Origin of the sequence: Nitrospirillum guaranorum (assembly GCF_034653275.1) — a bacterium.
GTDB lineage: Bacteria > Pseudomonadota > Alphaproteobacteria > Azospirillales > Azospirillaceae > Nitrospirillum.
Genome location: NZ_JAYEES010000003.1, coordinates 180,790 through 200,903, shown reverse-complemented (window position 1 = coordinate 200,903; position 20,114 = coordinate 180,790). Strand labels below are relative to the sequence as shown.

20 protein-coding genes are annotated in these 20,114 nt (G+C 71.3%); 12 read left to right on the top strand and 8 right to left on the bottom strand.

Annotated features, from left to right (window positions below):
- Positions 1–12: 12 nt before the first annotated feature.
- Complete coding sequence (locus tag UAJ10_RS09665; RefSeq protein ID WP_416235357.1) at positions 13–1,005, bottom strand: NAD(P)H-dependent glycerol-3-phosphate dehydrogenase; 993 nt, start codon at positions 1,003–1,005, stop codon at positions 13–15.
- A gap of 283 nt (positions 1,006–1,288) precedes the next feature.
- On the opposite strand from UAJ10_RS09665, the gene UAJ10_RS09660 reads away from it, so the two are divergent.
- The 3 genes from UAJ10_RS09660 (at position 1,289) to UAJ10_RS09650 (ending at position 3,349) form a co-directional block, all read left to right on the top strand.
- On the top strand, positions 1,289–2,581 hold the full coding sequence (locus tag UAJ10_RS09660; RefSeq protein ID WP_322915171.1) for a metal-dependent hydrolase family protein: 1,293 nt from the start codon (positions 1,289–1,291) through the stop codon (positions 2,579–2,581).
- A 97-nt stretch (positions 2,582–2,678) separates the two neighbouring features.
- Positions 2,679–2,975, top strand: a complete 297-nt coding sequence (locus tag UAJ10_RS09655; RefSeq protein WP_322915170.1) for a type II toxin-antitoxin system HigB family toxin — start codon at positions 2,679–2,681, stop codon at positions 2,973–2,975.
- The gene (locus UAJ10_RS09650) at positions 2,975–3,349 is read left to right on the top strand and encodes a helix-turn-helix domain-containing protein (protein WP_322915169.1); all 375 of its coding nucleotides are present in this window, start codon (positions 2,975–2,977) and stop codon (positions 3,347–3,349) included. The genes UAJ10_RS09655 and UAJ10_RS09650 overlap by 1 nt, the downstream gene beginning before the upstream one ends.
- Before the next feature lie 8 nt (positions 3,350–3,357).
- Here UAJ10_RS09650 and tsaD read toward each other — a convergent pair whose 3' ends face one another.
- Positions 3,358–4,428 (bottom strand): tRNA (adenosine(37)-N6)-threonylcarbamoyltransferase complex transferase subunit TsaD, encoded by a 1,071-nt coding sequence (tsaD, locus tag UAJ10_RS09645; protein WP_322915168.1) that lies wholly within the window; start codon positions 4,426–4,428, stop codon positions 3,358–3,360.
- Between the two features lie 124 nt (positions 4,429–4,552).
- On the opposite strand from tsaD, the gene hemC reads away from it, so the two are divergent.
- The 5 genes from hemC to UAJ10_RS09620 are packed head-to-tail and all read left to right on the top strand — an operon-like array spanning position 4,553 to position 10,562.
- A complete protein-coding gene (hemC, locus tag UAJ10_RS09640; RefSeq protein ID WP_322915167.1) occupies positions 4,553–5,530 on the top strand; it encodes a hydroxymethylbilane synthase in 978 nt (325 codons plus the stop codon).
- A gap of 20 nt (positions 5,531–5,550) precedes the next feature.
- A complete protein-coding gene (locus tag UAJ10_RS09635) occupies positions 5,551–6,270 on the top strand; it encodes a uroporphyrinogen-III synthase (RefSeq protein WP_322915166.1) in 720 nt (239 codons plus the stop codon).
- Between the two features lie 28 nt (positions 6,271–6,298).
- A complete protein-coding gene (locus tag UAJ10_RS09630) occupies positions 6,299–8,107 on the top strand; it encodes a COG4223 family protein (protein WP_322915165.1) in 1,809 nt (602 codons plus the stop codon).
- Complete coding sequence (locus UAJ10_RS09625) at positions 8,104–9,585, top strand: heme biosynthesis protein HemY (protein WP_322915164.1); 1,482 nt, start codon at positions 8,104–8,106, stop codon at positions 9,583–9,585. The genes UAJ10_RS09630 and UAJ10_RS09625 overlap by 4 nt, the downstream gene beginning before the upstream one ends.
- Positions 9,582–10,562 carry a cobalamin biosynthesis protein CobD/CbiB gene (locus UAJ10_RS09620; RefSeq protein ID WP_322915163.1) on the top strand — a complete coding sequence of 327 codons (981 nt, stop codon included), beginning with the start codon at positions 9,582–9,584 and terminating at the stop codon, positions 10,560–10,562. Before UAJ10_RS09625 ends, UAJ10_RS09620 begins: the two co-directional genes overlap by 4 nt.
- 174 nt (positions 10,563–10,736) lie before the next feature.
- On the opposite strand, the gene UAJ10_RS09615 is transcribed toward UAJ10_RS09620, so the two are convergent.
- The 3 genes from UAJ10_RS09615 to cobS form a co-directional block, all read right to left on the bottom strand.
- Positions 10,737–11,420, bottom strand: coding sequence for a lipid-binding SYLF domain-containing protein (locus UAJ10_RS09615; protein WP_322915162.1), 684 nt, complete (start codon positions 11,418–11,420; stop codon positions 10,737–10,739).
- 188 nt (positions 11,421–11,608) lie between these two features.
- Positions 11,609–12,241, bottom strand: a complete 633-nt coding sequence (locus tag UAJ10_RS09610) for a histidine phosphatase family protein (RefSeq protein WP_322915161.1) — start codon at positions 12,239–12,241, stop codon at positions 11,609–11,611.
- Positions 12,242–12,287: 46 nt separating this feature from the next.
- The gene (gene cobS / locus UAJ10_RS09605) at positions 12,288–13,103 is read right to left on the bottom strand and encodes an adenosylcobinamide-GDP ribazoletransferase (RefSeq protein WP_322915160.1); all 816 of its coding nucleotides are present in this window, start codon (positions 13,101–13,103) and stop codon (positions 12,288–12,290) included.
- A gap of 84 nt (positions 13,104–13,187) precedes the next feature.
- Here cobS and cobT point away from each other — a divergent pair, with 84 nt between their 5' ends.
- A complete protein-coding gene (cobT, locus tag UAJ10_RS09600; protein WP_322915159.1) occupies positions 13,188–14,225 on the top strand; it encodes a nicotinate-nucleotide--dimethylbenzimidazole phosphoribosyltransferase in 1,038 nt (345 codons plus the stop codon).
- Between the two features lie 81 nt (positions 14,226–14,306).
- Here the strand turns inward: cobT and UAJ10_RS09595 are convergent, their stop codons facing one another.
- Positions 14,307–14,741 (bottom strand): hypothetical protein, encoded by a 435-nt coding sequence (locus UAJ10_RS09595; RefSeq protein WP_322915158.1) that lies wholly within the window; start codon positions 14,739–14,741, stop codon positions 14,307–14,309.
- A gap of 229 nt (positions 14,742–14,970) precedes the next feature.
- Here UAJ10_RS09595 and UAJ10_RS09590 point away from each other — a divergent pair, with 229 nt between their 5' ends.
- Complete coding sequence (locus tag UAJ10_RS09590; protein ID WP_322915157.1) at positions 14,971–16,323, top strand: ActS/PrrB/RegB family redox-sensitive histidine kinase; 1,353 nt, start codon at positions 14,971–14,973, stop codon at positions 16,321–16,323.
- A 250-nt stretch (positions 16,324–16,573) separates the two neighbouring features.
- On the top strand, positions 16,574–17,155 hold the full coding sequence (locus UAJ10_RS09585; RefSeq protein ID WP_322915156.1) for an ActR/PrrA/RegA family redox response regulator transcription factor: 582 nt from the start codon (positions 16,574–16,576) through the stop codon (positions 17,153–17,155).
- Between the two features lie 42 nt (positions 17,156–17,197).
- On the opposite strand, the gene UAJ10_RS09580 is transcribed toward UAJ10_RS09585, so the two are convergent.
- Both UAJ10_RS09580 and UAJ10_RS09575 read right to left on the bottom strand, forming a co-directional pair.
- The gene (locus UAJ10_RS09580; protein WP_322915155.1) at positions 17,198–18,952 is read right to left on the bottom strand and encodes a potassium/proton antiporter; all 1,755 of its coding nucleotides are present in this window, start codon (positions 18,950–18,952) and stop codon (positions 17,198–17,200) included.
- 214 nt (positions 18,953–19,166) lie between these two features.
- A complete protein-coding gene (locus UAJ10_RS09575; RefSeq protein WP_322915154.1) occupies positions 19,167–19,622 on the bottom strand; it encodes a DUF488 domain-containing protein in 456 nt (151 codons plus the stop codon).
- A 280-nt stretch (positions 19,623–19,902) separates the two neighbouring features.
- Between UAJ10_RS09575 and rpmI the strand changes: the two genes are divergently transcribed.
- Complete coding sequence (rpmI, locus tag UAJ10_RS09570; protein ID WP_004271784.1) at positions 19,903–20,103, top strand: 50S ribosomal protein L35; 201 nt, start codon at positions 19,903–19,905, stop codon at positions 20,101–20,103.
- Positions 20,104–20,114: the final 11 nt, after the last annotated feature.

The window sequence follows — 20,114 nt, the reverse complement described above, 5'->3', positions numbered from 1 at the left end:
CTCCGGTAAGGGTCACGCGCCCTCGGGCTTGAGGGGTCGGGACAGCAGGGACTGGATGGTGGCGTTGACGTCGGCTCCGTGGTTCAGGATGGCGTCCACCGCCTGGCAGATGGGCATGTCCACGCCCCGGCGGGCCGCCAGGCGCACCACCGCCTCGGCGGTGTAGACACCCTCGGCCACGGAATTGCGGCCGGCCAGGATGGTGGCCAGCGGTTGGCCCTGGCCCAAGGCGTGGCCCAGCGACATGTTGCGCGACTGTAGGCTGCCGCAGGTCAGGGTCAGGTCGCCCAGGCCGGACAGCCCCATGAAGGTCTCCGGCCTGGCGCCCAGCGATTGGCCCAGGCGGGCGATCTCCGCCAGGCCGCGGGTGATCAAGGCCGCGCGGGCGTTGTCGCCCAGGGCGCGGCCGGCGACGATGCCGCAGGCGATGGCCAGCACGTTCTTGACCGCCCCGCCGATCTCCGCCCCCACCAGGTCGTCGCTGGCATAGGGGCGGAAGGTCAGGCTGCCCAGGGCCTGGGCCAGGCGCTGGCCCAAGTGCCCGTCGCGGCAGGCCAGGGTCACGGCGGTGGGCAGGCCGCGCGCCACCTCGGCGGCGAAGGTCGGACCGGACAGCACGGCCAGCGGCGTGTCGGGCAATTCGCCCGCCGTCACCTCGGTCATCAGGCTGCCGGTGGCGATCTCGATGCCCTTGGCGCACAGCACCACCGGCGTGCCGGTGGCCAGCAGGGGCTTCAGCTTGGCCGTGGTGGCGCGGATGTGCTGCGCCGGCGTCACCAGCAGCACGGCGTCGGCCCGCACGGCCTCCGCCAAGTCGCCGGTGGCGCGGATGGCGGGATCCAGGGCCACGCCGGCCAGGAAAGGGGTGTTCTCGTGGGCGCCGTTGACGGCGGCCACCACCTCGGGCTCCCGCGCCCACAGCGCCACGTCGCGCCCGGCCCGGCGGGCGGCCATGGCCAGCGCCGTGCCCCAGGCGCCCGCCCCGATGACACCGATCCGCTGCATCTCCATCCCCTCCGGGCCTTATAAACGATTGCCGGGCTTTGGCTTACCCCGGATGCCCCGCCCTCCGCAACGGTCCGGTGGCGGGCGGGCGGGAGCGATGGTACCGTGGCGCCCAGCCGACCGGTCGGGGAACCGGCGGATGAAACAGGGACATGCTTCTGAATAAGGGGATGCCGAAATGGCTGTTGGTACCATGACGACGGCGGGCCGCCGCGCCCGTCGCGCCGCCCTTTCCTTTGCCTTGCTGGCCGGTTGCGCGCTGATCTCTTTCGGAGCCCCGCTTGTGGCTCACGCGCAGGATGCGGCCCCGGCGGCCAAGCCGGTGGTGCTGCATTGCCCGGCGCTGCTGGACTCCGTGGCTGGCAAGATGCTGGGCCAGACCAGTGTGGTCATCCAGGGCGACCGCGTGACCGAGGTGGTCGCCGGCTATGTCACCCGGCCCGAGGCCGACATGGTGGAACTGGCGGGGGAAACCTGCCTGCCCGGCCTGATCGACGCCCACGTCCACCTCAGCAACGAATTCACCCCCACTGTCTACAGCGACATGCTGCACTTCAATCTGGCCGACTGGGTGGTGCGCAGCACGGTGTGGGCCAAGCGCACCCTGCTGGGCGGCTTCACCACCGTGCGCAACCTGGGCGACAGCCATTATGAGACGGTGGCCTTGCGCGACCAGATCAACAAGGGTTGGGTCGCCGGCCCGCGCATCCTGACGGCCGGGCCCGCCATCGGGTCCACCGGCGGCCATGCCGACGACGGCGACGGCCTGCGCATGGACCTGCAGCCCGATGTGGGCGCGCACGACAGCATCATCAACGGCACGGCCGACGCCTGGAAAGCGGTGCGCGAGCACTACAAGCAGAACGTCGATACCATCAAGATCATGACCACGGGCGGCGTGCTGGACCTGTCGGGCAGCGTCGACAACAGCCAGCTGACGGAGGAGGAGACCAAGGCCCTGGTCGCGGCGGCGCATGAGTACGGCTACATCGTCGGCGTTCACGCCCACGGGGCGGAGGGCATCCGCCGCGCCGTCGTCGCCGGCGCCGACAGCATCGAGCACGGCACCTTCATGGACGCCCAGGACATGAAGCTGATGAAGGAGCACGGCACCTACTACGTTCCCACCATCTACACCGGCACCTATGTGACCGAAAAGGCCAAGGGCAACCCCCACGCCTATCCGCCGGCGGTGCAGGCCAAGGCCCTGCTGGTGGGGCCGCAGCTGATGAAGACGGTGGGCGACGCCTACAAGGCCGGGGTGAAGTTCGCCTACGGCACCGATGCCGGCGTCTATCCCCACGGCGACAACTGGAAGGACTTCCCCCTGCTGGTCCAGGTGGGCATGCCGGCGATGTACGCCCTGCAGATGGCCACCATCAACGCGGCCACCCTGTTGAAGAAGGACAAGGACATCGGCAGCGTCGCCGCCGGCAAGTACGCCGACATCGTCGCCGTCCCCGGCGACCCGACCAAGGACATCACCCTGATGGGCAAGGTCGACTTCGTGATGAAGGGCGGCGTCGTCTTCAAGAAGGGCGGGGCCGAACAGGTGTTCACCAGCACGGCGCATTGAGAGGGCTCGGCCCCCGGCCGGTGACGGCTGGGGCAAACCCGTTTCCGCTGCGGGAACGCCTCTTGTTCCCGGATCGGGAACGGACTATGGTTGAATCATGCAAGTCATAGCCCTGCGTACGCTTCGCCAGTTCTGGGTAAAGCATCCCCGGGCGGAGGCTTCCGTTCGGGGATGGTACGCGCTGGCCGCCAGGGCTGAGTGGGCCGGCCCCGCTGACATCAAGGCGCAGTTCGGTTCGACGGTGGATTTTGTGGGAGATAACCGGGTGATCTTTGACCTTGGCGGCAACAAATTCCGCCTGATCGTCCATGTGTCCTACACGTTCAGGCGCGTTCTGGTGAAATTCATCGGAACGCATGCCGAATACGACAAGATTGACGCGGAGAGCGTGTGATGAACATCCGCCCCCTGCGGTCCGAAGCGGACTATGAAAAGGCCTTGGCCGATATTGAGCGCTTCTTTGAAAACGAACCCACCCCGGGTACGGCGGAAGCAGACGACTTTGATTTGCTTGCCTTGGTCATTGCCGACTACGAGGCGAAGCATTGGCCCATCGAGGTTCCCGACCCGGTGGATGCCATCAAGTTCCAGATGCAGGCTCGCGGCTACAGCCAGCGCGACCTGTCCGCCCTTTTAGGGTCACGATCCCGGGCATCGGAAATCCTATCCCGCAAACGGTCTTTGACCATGGAAATGGCATGGAAGCTCAATCGCGAATGGGGCATCCCGGCGGAATGTCTGATTCGTCCAAGCAATAGCGCCAGCTGACGCGCCGCTTACGCCTTGACCCCCGCGAACTTCATCGGCTTCGCGGTGGGGTCCAGGGGCCAGCGGGGGCGCGGGGCGAAGTCCAGGCTGTCGGTCTGGCCCAGGCGGAACCGCTCCAACCCCGCCCAGGCGATCATGGCGGCGTTGTCTGTGCAGAGGGCCAGAGGCGGGGCGGTGAAGGTCAGGCCACGCTTGGCCGCCAGCTTGGCCAACTGCTCGCGCAGGTATTTGTTGGCGGCCACGCCGCCGGCCACCACCAGGTGCTGGCCCCCTCCTTGTTCATTGACTGAATGCCGGCCCTTGAAGGCCTTGATGGCGCGGTCGCAGCGGTCCAGCAGTGACTGGCCCACGGCGTGATGGAAGGCGGCGGCGAGGTCCGCCACGTCCGCCTCGGTTGGCGTACTCAGCTGTTCCACATGCCGGCGCACGGCGGTCTTGAGACCGGAGAAGGAGAAGTCGCAGTCCGGCCGCCCCTTCATCGGGGCTGGCAGGTCAAAGCGGCTGGGATTGGTGGCCTTCTGCGCGGCCTTCTCCAGCAGCGGCCCGCCGGGATAGCCCAGGCCCAGCAGCTTGGCCGTCTTGTCGAAGGCCTCGCCCACCGCGTCGTCAATGGTGGTGCCCAGGCGCCGGTAGCGGCCCACGCCCTCCACCTCCAGCAACTGGCAATGCCCGCCGGACACCAGCAGCAGCAGGTAGGGGAAGGGCACGTCATCGGTCAGGCGCGCCGTCAGGGCGTGGCCTTCCAGATGGTTCACGGCGACGAAGGGCAGGCCGCGCGCCGCCGCCATGGCCTTGGCCGTCATGACGCCCACGATCACCCCGCCGATCAGGCCGGGCCCGCCGGTGGCGGCGATCGCGTCCACCTGGCCCAGATCCAGGCGCGCCTCATCCAGCGCCTGCCGGATCAGGCCATCCAGGTAATGCAGGTGGGCGCGGGCCGCCACTTCCGGCACGACCCCGCCATAGGGGCGGTGCTCGTCCAGCTGCGACAGCACGACGTTGGCGCGAATGCCCCGCGCGTCATCGACGATGGCGCAGGCGGTCTCATCACAACTGGTCTCGATACCCAGGACGATCATCACTCAAAACCCTTGGCCCCTCCGGCGGACGCCGGACCTAAGCCATATCAAATCGGCATCATTTCCGCCGTTGTCACCGACCGGGCCCTTTCCCGCAACCGCAAAGGGGGATAGACAGGCAAGCATGACGACCGCGACGCCCTCCCATACCCCGCAGGCCCCCCTCCGCATCGGCACGCCCCTGCGTATCGGAACAAGGGGCAGCCCCTTGGCCCTGGCCCAGGCGCAAGAGACGCGCGACCGGCTGAGGGCGGCCCATCCCCACCTCGCCGTGCCGGACGCCATTGAGATCGTCGTCATCAAGACGACGGGCGACCGCATCCTGGACCGCACCCTGGCGGAGGCCGGCGGCAAGGGCCTGTTCACCAAGGAGATCGAGGACGCCCTGCTGGCGGGGGACATCGACCTGGCCGTCCATTCCATGAAGGACGTGCCCACCGTGCTGCCCCAGGGGCTGGACATCACCTGCCTGCTGCCGCGCGAGGACCCGCGCGACGCCTGGTTCAGCCGCGACGGCGCCACGCTGATGGACCTGCCGGCCGGCGCCGTCGTCGGCACCGCCAGCCTGCGGCGCCAGGCGCAAGTGCTGGCCCGCCGCCCCGACCTGACCGTCGTGCCCCTGCGCGGCAACGTCCAGACCCGCCTGCGCAAGCTGGCGGAGGGGGAGGTGGACGCGACCCTTTTGGCCATGGCCGGCCTGCGCCGCCTGGATTTGGCCGACAAGGTGACGGCGGTGCTGGAGGCCGACGTGATGCTGCCCGCCGTGGCCCAGGGCGCCATCGGCATCGAGACGCGGGTTGCCGACGCCGTGACCAACGGCCTGCTGGCGCCGCTGAACTGCGCCGACACCGCCCTGCGCGTGACGGCGGAGCGGGGGGTGCTGACCGCCCTGGATGGCTCCTGCCGCACCCCCATCGCCGCGCTGGCCCGCGTGTTGGCCGACGGCGCCATGGACCTGGAGGCCATGGCGCTCAGCCCCGACGGCCGCACCATCGTCACCACCAGCCGCCGCTTCGCCGCCGCCGATGCGCTGGTGGCCGGCCTGGACGCGGGCGCCGAGTTGAAGGGCCGCCTGCCGCCCGGCATCTTCGCCGTGTCCTGACGGCGGGACGGGCGGCACCCATGGCCACCGTCCTCGTCACCCGCCCCCAGCCGGAGGCCGACCGCACGGCGGCGGCCGTGGCGGCGTTGGGCCACGACGTTCTGATCGACCCGCTGCTGACGGTGGAGGATGTGATGGCCACCCTGCCGCCGCCGGACGCGGTGCAGGCCGTCCTGATCACCAGCGTCAACGGCGTACGGGCCTTGGCCTGGCAGGGTGCACCCCGTACGTGGCCCCTGTACGCGGTGGGCGACCGCACCGCCGCCGCGGCGCGCGAACTGGGCTTCACCGCCGTGCGCTCCGCCGCCGGCGACGCCGACGACCTGGTTCGCCTGGTGGCGGCCGAGGCGCGGCCCGATGCTGGCCTGCTGCTGCACGCCGCGGGCGCCGATGTGGCGGGCGATCCCGCCGGCGCCTTGGCGGCCCAGGGCTTCACCACCCGGCGCCTGGTCCTGTACCGCGCGGTGGCGGCGGATGCCCTGCTGCCCGGTGTCCGCGACGCGTTGGCGGCCGGGTCGGTTAATCATGTGCTGCTTTTTTCTCCCCGGTCGGCACGTACGTTTGTTAACCTTGCGGTACAGGGCGGTGCCGATCTGGGTGCCGTTTCAGCCCTGTGCCTCAGCCCGGCGGTGGCGGGCGCCCTGGGGAATGGCCCCCTGTTCCGCCACGTGGCCGTGGCCGCCCATCCCAACCAGGCCGCCCTGTTGGACCTGCTGGCCCTGACGCCCGACGGGCCCTGAAGCGTTTTTAGGATGAAAGGATCGCCGTATGAGCGGTGAAGGTTCGGACGCCCCGTCCCCCACCCCCAATCTGGCGGGCACCAACCTGCCGGGCGCCAATCCGCAGGTGGACGCCATCGTCGAACGGTTCGGCGGCATCCGGCCCATGGCGGCCAAGCTGGGCATTCCCGTGACCACGGTCCAGGGCTGGAAAAAGCGCGGTCACATCCCGCCGAACCGCCGGGCCGACCTTGAGGCGGCGGCGTCGCGCCTGGGGCTGGCCCTCTCAGCCGCCGAACTGGACGCCGTCATGGGCGCGCTGGAGGCGCCTGCCAGTCTAGCTCCCACCCTGCCTGCCACCGCGGTCATCGCCCTGCCGGGGCCGGAAGATCGTCTCCTGTCGCCCGGTCCCGGTTCCCTCGCCGGCGCGCCCTCCCTGGATAGGGAGCCGCCCGCCCCCGCCAGCAGCTATCGCCTGGGCGCCCGGCCCGACGACGCTCCGCCCCCGCCGTTCCCTCCGCCTCCGGGAGAGACCTTCCGCGCCGATCGCCCCCGCATGGAATTGCCGAAGACGGACGTTCCCATCGCGGAACCGCCCCGGCCCAAGGCGGAACCGCCCCGCGCCGATGCCCCGCGTATGGATATGCCCAAGCCTGATGCCCTTCGCCGGGAGCCGCCCCGGCCGGCCGCCCCGCCGCCGCGTCGGGGGGAAGGGGCCGTTTCGGTCCTGGCCCTGTTGGTGTCCCTGGCGGCGCTGGGGGCCGGCGGCTGGTCATTGTACCGCGCCGGCGCCCTGGACCCGTGGCTGAGCCGTGCCGGCCTGCCCGCCGGCGCCTTGCCGTCCGCCCAGCCGTCACCCATCCAGCCGGCGCAGTCGGCGGAGCAGGCGGGGACGGAAGCGACCTTGGCCGAGATGGCCCGCCGCCTGAACGTCGCCGGCCAGCGCCAGCAGGCGCTGGAACAGGAGGTGGCCGACCTGAAGGCCAGGCTGGCCGCCGCGCCGGCCGTGGGTGGCGATGGCACCACGGCGCCGGCCGTCCCCGACCCCGCCCTGGCCGCCCGGCTGGAGCAGATGACCGACCAGTTCAACCGCCTGACCGACCGGCAGCGGGCGCTGGAGCAGGCGCTGGCCCAGTCGGCGCAGCAGCGTGAGGAGTTGTCCGGCCGGCTGGCGGCGCAAACGGCCGCCGCCGGTCGCGGCCAGGCCCTGCTGGTGGCGACCAACCAGCTGCAGGCCGCCCTGTTATCCGGCCGGCCCTATGGGGTGGAGCTGTCGGCCGTGCGCAGCCTGGCGCCGGAAGACGACGCCCTGCGCCAGGCCCTGGACCGGCTGGCGCAAAGCCAGGCCACCGGACTTGCCGGCCCCGTTGCCCTGCGCGAAGGCTTCGACCGCGCCGCCACCGCCGCGCAGCAGGCGGCCCAGGTGCCGGAGGGCGCCGACTGGCTGCAACAGCTATGGGGTCGTATCAAGGCCCTGGTCACCATCCGCCGCAAGGACGGCCGGGTGGAGGGCAACGCGCCCGACGCCGTGGTGTCGCGCGCCGGCGCCGCGCTGGACCGGGGCGACATCGGTACGGCGGTGGCGGAGATGTCGGCCCTGTCCGGCCCACCGGCGGCGGCCCCCGAGGTCCAGGCCTGGCTGCGCGACGCCCAGGCGCGGCTGAGCGCCGACGACGCCATGAACCGGCTCTCGCGCCGCGCCGTCAGCGACGTGCAAGCCGGCCTGCCTGCCCCTAAGGAACGGCCGGCCGAAAGCGCACCCACCCCGTCGCCCGAGGAGGCCAAGCCGGCCGAACCGGTGCCGCCCGAGGGCGGCGCCCCTTCGCAGCCCCAGCCGGCTGATGGGGGCCATCCATGAGGCGGACGCTGTGGTTCCTGCTGCGCCTGGGCCTGGTCGTCGCGCTGGCGGTCTGGGTGGCGCAGCGGCCGGGCACCCTGCGGCTGGATTGGCAGGGGTACATCATCCAGACCCAGGTGGGCGTGGTGGCCGTGGCCCTGCTGCTGCTGGCCGTCGTGGCCTACATCCTGGTGCGCCTGTTCGTGCTGGTGTGGCGCAGCCCCGGGCGCTTCGGCGCGGGGCGCCGCACCAGCCGTCGCGCGCGGGGATACCAGGCCCTCAGCCGGGGCTTCCTGGCGGTGGCCAGCGGGGATGGCGCCGGTGCCAGTCGCCTGGCCGCCAAGGCTGATGGCCTGCTGAACGAACCATCGCTGACCCTGCTGCTGTCCGCCCAGGCGGCGCAACTGGCCGGGGACGAGGCGGCGGCGGCCGGCCATTACACCGCCATGCGTGAGCGGGGCGCGGCGCTGAAGCAGCCGGACATGGCCTTCGTCGGCCTGCGCGGCCTGGCCCTGCAGGCGCTGGCCGCCGGCGAGACGCGGCGGGCGCTGGGCCTGGTGCGGGAAGCGGCGGCCCTGAAGCCCAAGGCGCGTTGGCCGCTGCTGACCCAGTTCGACCTGCAGGCGCGCGCCGGCGACTGGATGGCCGCGGCGGTCACGCTGGACGCCCTGACGGCGGCCAAGGCCCTGCCGGCCGACACTCTGCGCCGCCACCGCGCCGCCTTGCTGGTGGAACGCAGCCGCGCGGCGGAGGCCGACGGCAATCAGGACCAGGCGCTGGCGCTGGCGCGCAAGGCCCACGACCTGGAGCCCGCCTCCGTGCCGGCGGCGGTGCAGGCGGCGCGCCTGCTGGCCGCCACCGGATCCGTCCGCGCCGCCACCCGCGCCCTGGAACAGTCGTGGCGGTTGGCGCCCCATCCCGAGCTGGCCGCCGCCTGGGGCGTGGCGGGGGAGAAGGCCGGCGCCGCCGCCGACCCGCTGGCCCGGGTGAAACGGCTGGAGGCCCTGGTGGCCTTGGATGCCAACGTGCCGGAGGCTCACGTCGCCCTGGCCGACGCGGCGACCGAGGCGCGCCTGTGGGGCCTGGCGCGCGGCCACTTGACCCGCGCCCTGGCCCTCCGGCCCTCAGCCCGCGTTTATCGGCGCCTGGCGGCGCTGGCGACGGCCGAGCATGGACAGGGCCCGGAAGAGCGCGGCCACCTGGCCCAGGCGGGCAAGGCCGCCCCCGATCCCGCCTGGGTGTGCCAGGCCTGCGGCGGCGTGAACCCCGCCTGGGGGGCGCTGTGCAGCCATTGCGGTGGCTTCGACACGCTGTCATGGCGCGTGCCGGGTGCCGCCGCACGAAGTGCCGCCGCTGAGACGCTGGGCTTCCTGCCGCCGCCGGAACCGCCGGCGGGCGGCGGGAAGGGCGGTGGGACGGAGGGCGGTGGCCTGCGCCGCTTGTCGAACCGGCTGCCGACGTTCACCCTGGCCAGCCTCAGGCCCGGTAGACGGACATGATTCCCCTACCGTTCGCCCCGCCCCGGGCGGAATCGCTGCTGCTGCTGGCGCTGGCCCTGGTGCTGAACGCCTTCATCGCCGGCTTCCCCGCCGTGGACCGCTGGCTGGCGACGCCGCAGGGGCAGCTGGCCACTGCCGTGCGCTGGGCCGACAAGCGCCTGAACCGGATCGAGCGGTTGGACAGCGTGCGCCTGGCGCGCGGCGCCCTGCTGGTGCTGGTCCTGGCGGGCGGGGTGGGGCTGGCGGCCCTGGTGCTGACCATCGCCGCCGCGCATTTGCGCGTGGCTTGGCTGCTGTCGCTGCTGCTGGTGACGCGGGCGCTGCTTTTCGGCCGCCTGCTGGTCACCATGCGGGGCCTGCTGGCGGCGGCCACGGCGGCGGATGAGGAGGCGCTGCGCCAGGCGGTGGCGCCGCTGACGCACAAGCCCGTCTGGTCCATGGACCACCACGCCGTGCTGCGGGCGGGGATGGAGGCGCTGGTGGGCCAGGTCAGCCGGGGCCTGGTGGCGCCCCTGTTCTGGTTCGCGCTGTTCGACCTGCCCGGCCTGATGATTTGGGTGACGGTGGAAACGGTGGCGGTGACGGTGGGCCACACCTCGCCCCGCTATGCCGCCTTCGGTCGGCCGGCGCGCCGCGCCCTGCTGGTCATGGATTGGATCCCGGCGCGCCTGACCGTGCTGTTCCTGGCGGCGGGCTGCCTGATGGTGCCCGGCAGCCGCCCGGGCACGGCCCTGGCCGCCCTGCGCACCCAGCACATCCAGGGCACGGCCGCCCTGCCTGTGGCCGCCGTGGCCCGCGCCCTAAACCTGGCCCTGGCCGGCCCCCGCAAGGAGGGCGAAATGGTGGTCTATGAGGATTGGCTGGGCACCGGCCGCGCCCGCGTCGACGCCAGCGACATGCGGGCCGTCGTGGCCCTGACCGCCGCCGCCGGCCTGCTGGCGACCTGCATCGCGCTGCTGGCGCTCGTCTGGGCTTGAGTGCTTATTATTCGGTGTTCCTCAAGCGCCGGCGAGGCATCCGCCCCTTGGCTATCCTCGATTTCCAGTCCGCCTTCGGCTCCCCGTAAACCTCCGGCGGACGCGGTCGCGTCCTCGTCGCTGCGCTCCGTAAAGCAGATCGCCCGGCGACGAAGGGCCGCTTGAGGGGGCGCTTTACTGACTTAAAACACTCGCCAGAGCCTGGGCTTCCGGCCGGTAGAAGGCGCGGTCCAGCAGGATTTGCTCCGGCGTGGTCTGCTGGCCGTAGAAGATGTCGTTCCATTCCTTGCGCGGGGTGATGACAGAGCCGTCGACGGCCAGGCCGCCGAACAGGCCGGCGGTCTTGGCATAGACGTACATGTCGGCGTCCACGCCGACGCCATAGCCGGCGCCCACCTGGGTGCCCAGCTCACCCACCGCCACCTTGGCGTCGGCGCCCAGCTTCACACTGCGGTCCATGACGGCGTTCAGGCCCTTGTCGGTCATGATCACCAGCATCATCTGCGCCTGCTGGCCGCCGAACTGCAGGCCGAAGCTGGCCTCGGCCATGGTGTAGAAGGCCGGGCCGCTCCACGACCCGTCGGTGCCGCGCGCCACCAGCACGCCGGTGCCGCCGCCCCCGCCCAGGAAGAAGCCCGCCTGGATGACGTTGGGCAGGATCAGCACGCCCTTGGCCCGGCCCAGCAGGTTCTTCAGCGGGGCGTATTGCGGGTCGCCCAACAGGGACATGGCGGTCAGGCGCGCGCGCTCCACCATCAGCTGCGCCTCCGTCACCTCCGCCCGCGCCGGCATCGCGGTTCCCAGCGCGAGCGCCACGCCTGCCACCGCACCCGCCAACACCTGCCGCCGATCGATCATCTTCCTTATCCTCATTAGTCGGGGTTCAGCGGGGCTGAACCAGCCTTTGACGTTGTTGGCAAAATTCCTACCATATCTGGATGCCGCCGCCCATGGCCCAGACGGGCACGCCTCGTTGAACCCTATGCCGCCGGCACCTTGGGGGTGACCCTAAAGGCGAAGTAAGGCGGCCGTGCGGCAAGGTTCGGTCAGGGGATGCGGTTGATCCAGCGCACGGCCCAGACGGGGCCATTGGCGGTGGTGATGCGATCCAGGCGGGTCAACGACAGGGGCGCCACGTCCAGCGACAGGGCCATGGCGGGGGGCAGGGCCAGGGCCTGGGCGATGGCGGCGCGCACCGGGCCGGCGTGGCTGACGCAGATGATGTCGCGGTCGCCGGCCTGCCGGGCGCTCCACTCCTCCACCGCCCGCGCCACACGGCGGCAAAGGTCGGCGAAGCTTTCACCGCCGGGCGGGGCCATGCCCGCCGGGTCGGCCCAGAAGGGGGCCAGGTGCGGGTCGCCCGCGTCCTCCAGCTCGGCATAGCTGTGGCCCTGCCAGGCGCCGAAATGCTGTTCCATCAGCCGGGGGTCGGTCGCCGGCTCGGGCGGGGCGGCGGGGACCAGGGCCGCCAGGCGCGTGGCCGTCTCGCGCGTGCGGCCCAGGGGGCTGGCCAGCCAGAGGGCGCTGGTGGGCAGGCGCGCCGCCGTCAGCTGGGCGCTGGAGCCCGGCCACAGGGCCAGCTCCACATCCGCCTGGCCGGCGATCCGGTGCGGCTGCGCCAGGGGGGCGTGGCGCACCCACCACCACCGCACCGTCGTTGCCAAGGGGGGCGTCGCCAAGGGGGGCATCGACAAAGGCGGGGGTGCCGAGGGGGGAAGGACGTGCTCATGGCATGGCGACGGTGCCGCCCAGGGCGCCGGTCACGGCCACCAGGAATAGGATCTCCACCACCTGTTCCGTCGCCCCCAGCACATCGCCGGTGATGCCGCCCACCTGGCGCCGGGCCAGCTGCCCCATGACCAGGACGCCGCCGGCCGCCACCGCCAGGATGGCGATGCGGGTGGTGCCACCGTCCAGCGGCAGCTTGGTCAGGGTGGTGGCCGCCAGGACGAAACCGGCCAACAGCGCCGCCAGCGCGCGGGCGCTGTTGGGTTTGCCCACGCCGGCGCTGTGGCCCACCAGCCGCGCCTCCGGCAGCAGCAGCTTCATGCCCGGCAGGAAGGCGCGGGAATAGGCGTGCGCGCCCATCAGGGCCACGGCCACATGGTGCGGGCTGGCGATCGCCGCCAGGGCCAGCGTGCGCGCGGCGACGCTCAACACCAGGGCGGCGGCGCCGTAGGTGCCCACCCGGCTGTCCTTCATGATGGTCAGCTTGGCCTCGCGGTCGCGACCGCCGCCGAAGCCGTCGGCCACGTCGGCCAGTCCGTCCTCATGCAGTGCGCCGGTCAGGCCCATCAGCGCGCCCACGGTCAGCAGGGCGGCCAGCAGGGGCGGGACGTTGACGCTGCTGAGGCCCCAGTAGACCAGGCCGCCGATGGCGCCGATCAGGGTGCCGACGATGGGAAACCAGGTCAACGCCCGGGAATCCAGGTCTTGCGGCCAGTCGCCACGCCAACGGATGGGCAGCCGCGTCAAAAAGATCACGGCGGCTATGAATTCGGCGAAGACACCGCCCAGGCGCGGCCCCGTTGCATCAGTCATGGTTCCGGTATACGGGAAGTCCCGTCCGCCCGCCAGCGCCAGTCCGGCGCCCGACCGCGGGTCCCATTATCGGGCCGGAGCATCATGAGCGACATTCCCTCCTTCGACGAATTCCGCCGCGTCCTGGCCGACCTGCCGGGCCCGGATCTGGAGGCCGCCACCACCGTCATGCAGCGCGAGGTGCAGTTGACCAAGCCGCGCGGCGCGCTGGGCCGGCTGGAAAGCCTGACCGAATGGTTGGCGACCTGGCAGGGCCGCACGCCCCCCCGTGTGCAGCATCCGCGCGTGGCGGTGTTCGCCGGCAACCATGGCGTGGCGGCCCTGGGCGTGTCGGCCTATCCGCCGGCGGTGACGGCCCAGATGGTGCACAACTTCACCCAGGGCGGTGCCGCCGTGAACCAGCTGTGCGGCCAGGCCGACGCCGACCTGCGCGTCTATGAGCTGGACCTGGACAACCCCACCGCCGACTTCACCCACGGCCCCGCCATGAGCGAGGAGGCCTGCGCCCGCGCCATGGCCTATGGCATGATGGCGGTGGAGACGGGCATCGACGTCCTGTGCCTGGGGGAGATGGGCATCGGTAATTCAACATCCGCCGCCGCCCTGTGCCTGGCCCTGTTCGGCGGCAATGCCGAGGACTGGGTGGGCCCCGGCACCGGCCTGGATGCCGAGGGCATGGCCCGCAAGGCGGCCGTGGTCGCGGCCGGCGTGGCCGCCAACGCCGATCTGCTGAGCGATCCCTTCCACGTGTTGCGCGCCCTGGGTGGCTATGAGCTGGCCGCCATCGTCGGTGCCATCATGGCGGCCCGCATGGCCCGCACCCCGGTGGTGCTGGACGGCTACGCCTGCACCGCCGCCGCCGCCGTGCTGTTCAAGCTGGACCCCCGCGCCCTGGACCATTGCATCGTCGGCCACCTGTCGGCCGAGCCGGCGCACCGCCGCCTGCTGGACATCCTGGGCCAGGAACCGCTGCTGACCCTGGGCATGCGCCTGGGCGAGGGCTCCGGCGCCGCCCTGGCCCTGCCCATCCTGCAGGCCGCCGTGGCTTGCCACACCGGCATGGCCACCTTCGCCGAAGCCGGCGTGTCGACGCGGGGTGGCGAGGGCCGTTCCAAGCACTGACGTTTTCCTCAAGCGCCGGGGCCGGCATCCGCTGGCTTGAGGGCCCGGTGGCCCGCCGGCGCCTGGGGCGGACGAACAAACTTAGGGCCGGTGATACGTCACCACCCACATGACGCCCACGGCCACCGCCAACAGGCAGGCCAGCATCCAGGTCTTGATGGGCACGGCCACCTTTTCACCCGGGCCCTTGCCCTTCTTGGGCTTCACGGGGCGTTCGGAGCCGGCCACCACCGTGGGCTTGGGCCGGCCCTTGCCCTTGTAGGGGTCGTGCAGTTCCACCAGGCGCCAGTCGTAGTTGGACAGCGCCTCCTCACTCTCGAAATCCACCTGGATCAGCCGGACATAGCCCCGGCCGTGGCTGCGCACCGCTTCGCTGAATTCCCGCTTGCCGGCCGACAAATTGTCGACCAGGGCCAGGGTTTCCCATTTCTTGCCCTGGGGTTTCTGCACCGCGAATTTGCGCTGGCTTTCCAAGGATCGTTCTCCAACGGCATGGGCGACGGCATCCAGTCCCACGGGGGCACTCCCACAGGGGCACTCCCACGGGGGCCGCCGCCCCCCAGCAATTATCAACGCCGGGCGGCCGGGGGCAAGGGGTAGCAAGACGCTGTTCCAGCCGACAGGTGCGACGCCGTGACCCCATGCGCTATAGCTTGACGCCCGGCATGGTTGCCGCTGGCCTACCCAGGCCCATCTTCACCCACCCAGGACGATCAGGTCGATGACGCGGCAGGCGTGGACAGCAATGAGGGATGACGGCGCGGACGAGGCGCGGCCGGAAGGTGGCCGATGGGCCACCGCGCGCATCAACCTGCGCACGCTCAACACCATCCGCTGGATCGCCATCGCCGGCCAGACCGTCACCCTGCTGACGGTGGAGGATCTGGTCGGCATCGACATCCCGCTGCTGCCGGCCCTGGCGGTGACGGCGGTGTCGCTGCTGATCAACCTCTACGCCATCGCGCGGCGCCGGCGCAGCCCCTTCCTGACCGAACGGGGCGCGGTGCTGTTCCTGGGCTATGACACGGTGCAGCTGACCGTGCTGCTGATGCTCACCGGCGGACTGGAAAATCCCTTCGCCGTGCTGGTGCTGGCGCCCTTGATGGTGGGGGCCAGCATGCTGGGCCGGCGGCTGGTCACCGGGCTGACCACGCTGACCACCGCCTGCCTGACCCTGGTTTGGGTCCTGGCCATGCCCCTGTCGTGGCCCGCCAGCAACGGCGTCACCCTGCCGCCCATCTACCTGGGCGGCATCTGGGCGGCGCTGACCCTGTCCGCCATCTTCATCGCCACCTACGTCTACAAGGTGGCGCAGTCCGGACGCGACCTGTCGCAGGCCCTGATCGCCAGCCAGGTGTCGCTGGCCCGCGCGCAGAAGGCCTCCGCCCTGGGCGCGTTGGCCGCCGCCGCGGCGCATGAGCTGGGCAGCCCGCTGGGCACCATCGCCGTGGTGGCCAAGGAACTGGCCCGCGACATGCCGCCCGACAGCCCCTGGGTGGAGGACATCCATCTGCTGCAGAGCCAGTCGGACCGCTGCCGCGTCATATTGGCCGACCTGGCCCGCCGCCCGGACGCGGAGGGCGAGATGGAGCCCTACGCCCCCCTGGGCCCCGTGCAGGTGATCGAGGCGGTGGCCGCCCCCCACCGCCGGGCCGACGTGGCGCTGGAGATCACCGTGACCGGGGCGGAGGAGGGCGCGCCCTCCCCGCTGCCGTTGTCGCCGGAACTGCAGCACGGCCTGGGGAACATCCTTCAGAACGCCATGCAGTTCGCCACCACCCGGGTGGACGTGACGCTGCACTGCGACCCCGCCGCCCTGGTGCTGACCGTGGCCGACGACGGCCCCGGCTTCCCCGTCAGCCTGTTGGAACGCCTGGGCGAACCCTACGTTTCCGACCGGGATGAGCGGCTGGAGCAGGTGCCGGTGCGCGCCGGCGGCGGCGGCACCATGGGGCTGGGCCTGTTCATCGCCCAGATCCTGCTGGAACGCACCGGCGCGGTCGTCTCCTACGCCAACGGCCGTCCGGGCAGCACGCCCGTGGGCGCAGGCGCCCATGTCACCGTGAACTGGAGCGGACTACTGCCGGGTGCCCAATGACTTGTCCGCGCAAGACGAGGCCGTCGGCCGTCGGAACGGCGCAAAAGAATGGGAAACCTTCGTATGGTGGACAATGGCGTGTTGCCGCCCTTGGATGGACATAATCGCGTGTCCATCTCTCCGGCCATCACGGGGCGTCCTTTTGCCGCGTGTCGGAATCGCACGGAAGCGTCCACACACGGCGTAGTAAGGTCGTTGGTAAGTTTGCAACCGTCCTGCGGCATGGCCGGAAAATAAGGGGTTTTCGAGAATGAGCGTTGAGACCGGTGACGTGATCGATCCCATGCGCCTCGGCTTCACCGGGGACGCGTCGCGCAGCCTGCTGGTGGTGGACGATGACGCCCCCTTCCGCATCCGCCTGGCCCGCGCGCTGGAAAAGCGCGGCTTCGACGTGGTGGCGGTGGACAGCGTCGCGCTGGGCGTGGACGTGGCGCAGGAGGCGGCCCCCCGCTACGCCGTGGTCGACCTGCGCCTGGCGGATGGCAGCGGCCTGGACGTGGTGAAGGCGTTGCGCGATGCCCGGCCAGAGGCGCGCATCGTCATGCTGACCGGCTATGGCAACATCGCCACCGCCGTCGCGGCCGTGAAGGCCGGCGCCGTCGACTACCTGCCCAAGCCCGCCGACGCCGACGCGGTCGAGGCCGCCCTGCTGACCGACGGCCCCCTGCCGCCGCCGCCGGAACACCCCATGTCGGCCGACCGCGTCCGCTGGGAACACATCCAGCGGGTGTTCGAGCAGTGCGACCGCAACGTTTCGGAAACCGCGCGCCGCCTGAAGATGCACCGCCGCACCCTGCAGCGCATCCTGAACAAGCACGCGCCCCGGACCTGAGCGCGGTTTCCCCAAGGCAGCCGGATCAATCGGCTGGACGGCTCAGGCGCTGCGCCTGAGCCCCTTCAGGCCCTGGCGCAGGCGCGTCCAGGGCCGTTCGTTGGGGGTGAGGTCGATGCCGACCTCGGTCACCCGCGCCTCGTCCATGGACGCCACGATCAGCGCGACCTCGCCCACCTTCAGGCGCACGCCGACGGAGGCGCGGCGGCCCAGGCGGCGGGCCAGGTGCTCACCGATGGCGATGTCGCCGTCGACGGGCGGCGCCTCGAACCCATAAAGCCCGGCCACGGTGGCCAGGGGCGTGTCGCCCTTGACTTGGAAATCGCCCAGCCCGGCGGCGCGGCGGCCGTGGTCGCGGCGGCCGAACAGGCGTTCCATGGCAGTCAGGGCCGCCGGCTCGCCCAGCACCAGCACGGCGTCGCCGGGGTAGAGCACGCGCACCTCCTCCGGCGCCACGGGGTGGCCCTCACGGATCATGGCCAGCACGCGCACGGATTCCGGCACCACCAGCCGGCCCAGGCCGCGCACCGCCGCCTCGCTCTCCGGCGCCACGGTCAGCATGGCCAGTTGCTGCGGCCCGTCCACCGGCAGGTCGATGTCGGCACGGCCGGGCGGTTCGGGATCGGCCGGGATTTCCACGTCCAGCAGCCGCGCCGCCGGGCCTATGGTCCAACCCTGGGCCAGCAGGGACAGCAGCACCACGGCGAAGGCGATGCCGAAATAGGTTTCGGCCCCCGGCAGGCCGGACAGCACCGGCAGCAGGCCCAGGAAGATAGGCACCGCGCCGCGCAGGCCGACCCAGGAGATGAACAGCCGCTCGTTCCAGGCGAAGCCGAAGAAGGACAGGCACAGCGTGACCGCCAGGGGCCGCGCCACCACCATCAGGGCGACGGCGACCACCAGGGCCGGCAGCGCCACCCGCACCAGCGTGTCGGGCGAGACCAGAACGCCCAGCATGAGGAACAGCGAGATCTGGCTGAGCCACGCCAGCCCGTCGTGGAAGCGCTCAATGATCTGCCGCGCCTTGACCCGGCGGTTGCCCATGATGAAGCCGGCGAGGTAGACGGCCAGGAAGCCGGAGGCGCCGATGGTCTGGGTGGCGCCGAAGATGAACAGCGTGCCGGCCAGCGCCAGGATGGGATAGAGGCCGGCCGACAGCTCCAGCCGGTTGATGATGGCCGACAGGGCGAAGCCGCCGGCCACGCCGATGACGCCGCCGCCGCCCATCTCCAGCGCGAACTGCCCCAGTTGCGCCCAGCCGAAGCCCGCCCCCTGCACCGCATGGATGGACAGGAGGGTCAGGAACACGGCCATGGGGTCGTTCAGGCCCGACTCCACCTCCAGCAGGGCGGAGACGCGGGGGCGCAGGCGCAGGCCCCGCTGGTGCAGCAGCAGGAACACGGCCGCCGCATCGGTGGAGGCGACGATGCTGCCGATAAGGAAACCCTGGGCCCAGCCCACGCCCAGCAGCCAGCGCGCCACGACGCAGGTGACGCCGGCCGTGATCAGCACGCCGATGGTGGACAGCACCAGGGCCGGCCAGCGCGCCACCTTGAACACCGCCTTGGGCGTGCGCAGCCCGCCGTCGAACAGGATGACCGCGATGGCGATGGACCCGACCAGCGAGGCCAGGCGGTAATCGTTGAACTGGAAGTTGGCCAGCTTGTCGACGGCGATTCCCAGCGCCAGGAACACCAGCAGCAGGGGCGCGCCGACACGCGAGGAGGCGCGGCCGGCCAGGATGGCCAGCATCAGCAGCGACCCGAGCGCGAAGATGATGGTGTCGACGTGATGCACTGGCCGACTTGCTCCCCCCGGGCGACCGCTTCAGGCGCCCCGTTGACCCGAACCGCCTGAGGCTTACCCTAGCCCCAAGCCCTTGGACTAGCTGTCCGTTGGGCCAGCGTCCCTTTCGGGTCCCATCCGCCGGCCACCTGGTTCTTCTCGCCGCCCATTGTGTCCGCCATGCGGCGCCCGCTGGCAAATTTGGGGGCGGAGAATCCGGGGCGGGCTAGAAGGCGGCGTCCACCGACAGGTGGTGAACGTCGAAGCCCCAGCCCGCCGCCATGTCGGCCGCGACGCGGGAGCGGTGGCAGATGTGCGGGTCGTCCTCCAGGCACAGCAGGCAGGCGGGGCCCTGGTTCAGCGCGGTGGCGGCGGCCACCCCCAGCTCATATTGGGCTTCGGGGCGGGCCAGGGCCTTGTCGACGATGGACCAGAACAGCGGCTGGTTGCCGGCACGGCCGGCCAGGCGCCCCTCCTTGGGCGTGCCCAGCGCCTTCAGGTGCAGATACTCGATGCCGGCTTGGCGCAGGGCCGCCGACAGGGGCCCCTTGGAAAAGCCGGCGCGGCGCGACAACGGCAGCTCGCGCACGTCGATCAGGGTGCGCACGCCGGCCCGCACCAGGCGCTCCACCAGCGCCGGCTGGCCCGCCTTCTCATACCCTATGGTGTATAGCTCGGGCACGGGCGGGCGCCTCCTGGCGGGGAAGTCGGTGGTTTGCGTTGGGCGTTTTCCAGAAGTGGGCCCCAGCCCTGTGTCCGGCAAGGGGCGGATGTGCCTGGAAATGAGTCATTCCGCCGCGCTCGGCCCTTGCCATACGTCCCGCCCCCGTGTACAAACCGCGCTTCATTTTGGCGGCGAGGCCGGACCGAAAGGTCCAGGGCATGCCCACCCGCTCAAATGGATCCACCGCCGTCCCCAGGGGTGTCCCCCAGGGGCGGTTATTCTTTCGTGAGGAACCAAAATGCCCAAGCTGAAGAATCACAGCGGGACGAAGAAGCGGTTCAAGCTGACCGCCTCCGGTCTCGTTCGCGCCCAGGCCGCCGGCAAGCGCCACGGCATGCGCAAGCGTCCGCAGAAGATGAAGCGGAACGCCCGCGGCATGATGACCCTGTCCAAGCAGGACGGTATCATCATCACCAAGAATTTCATCCGGGTACCGTAAGGAGGGCTGAA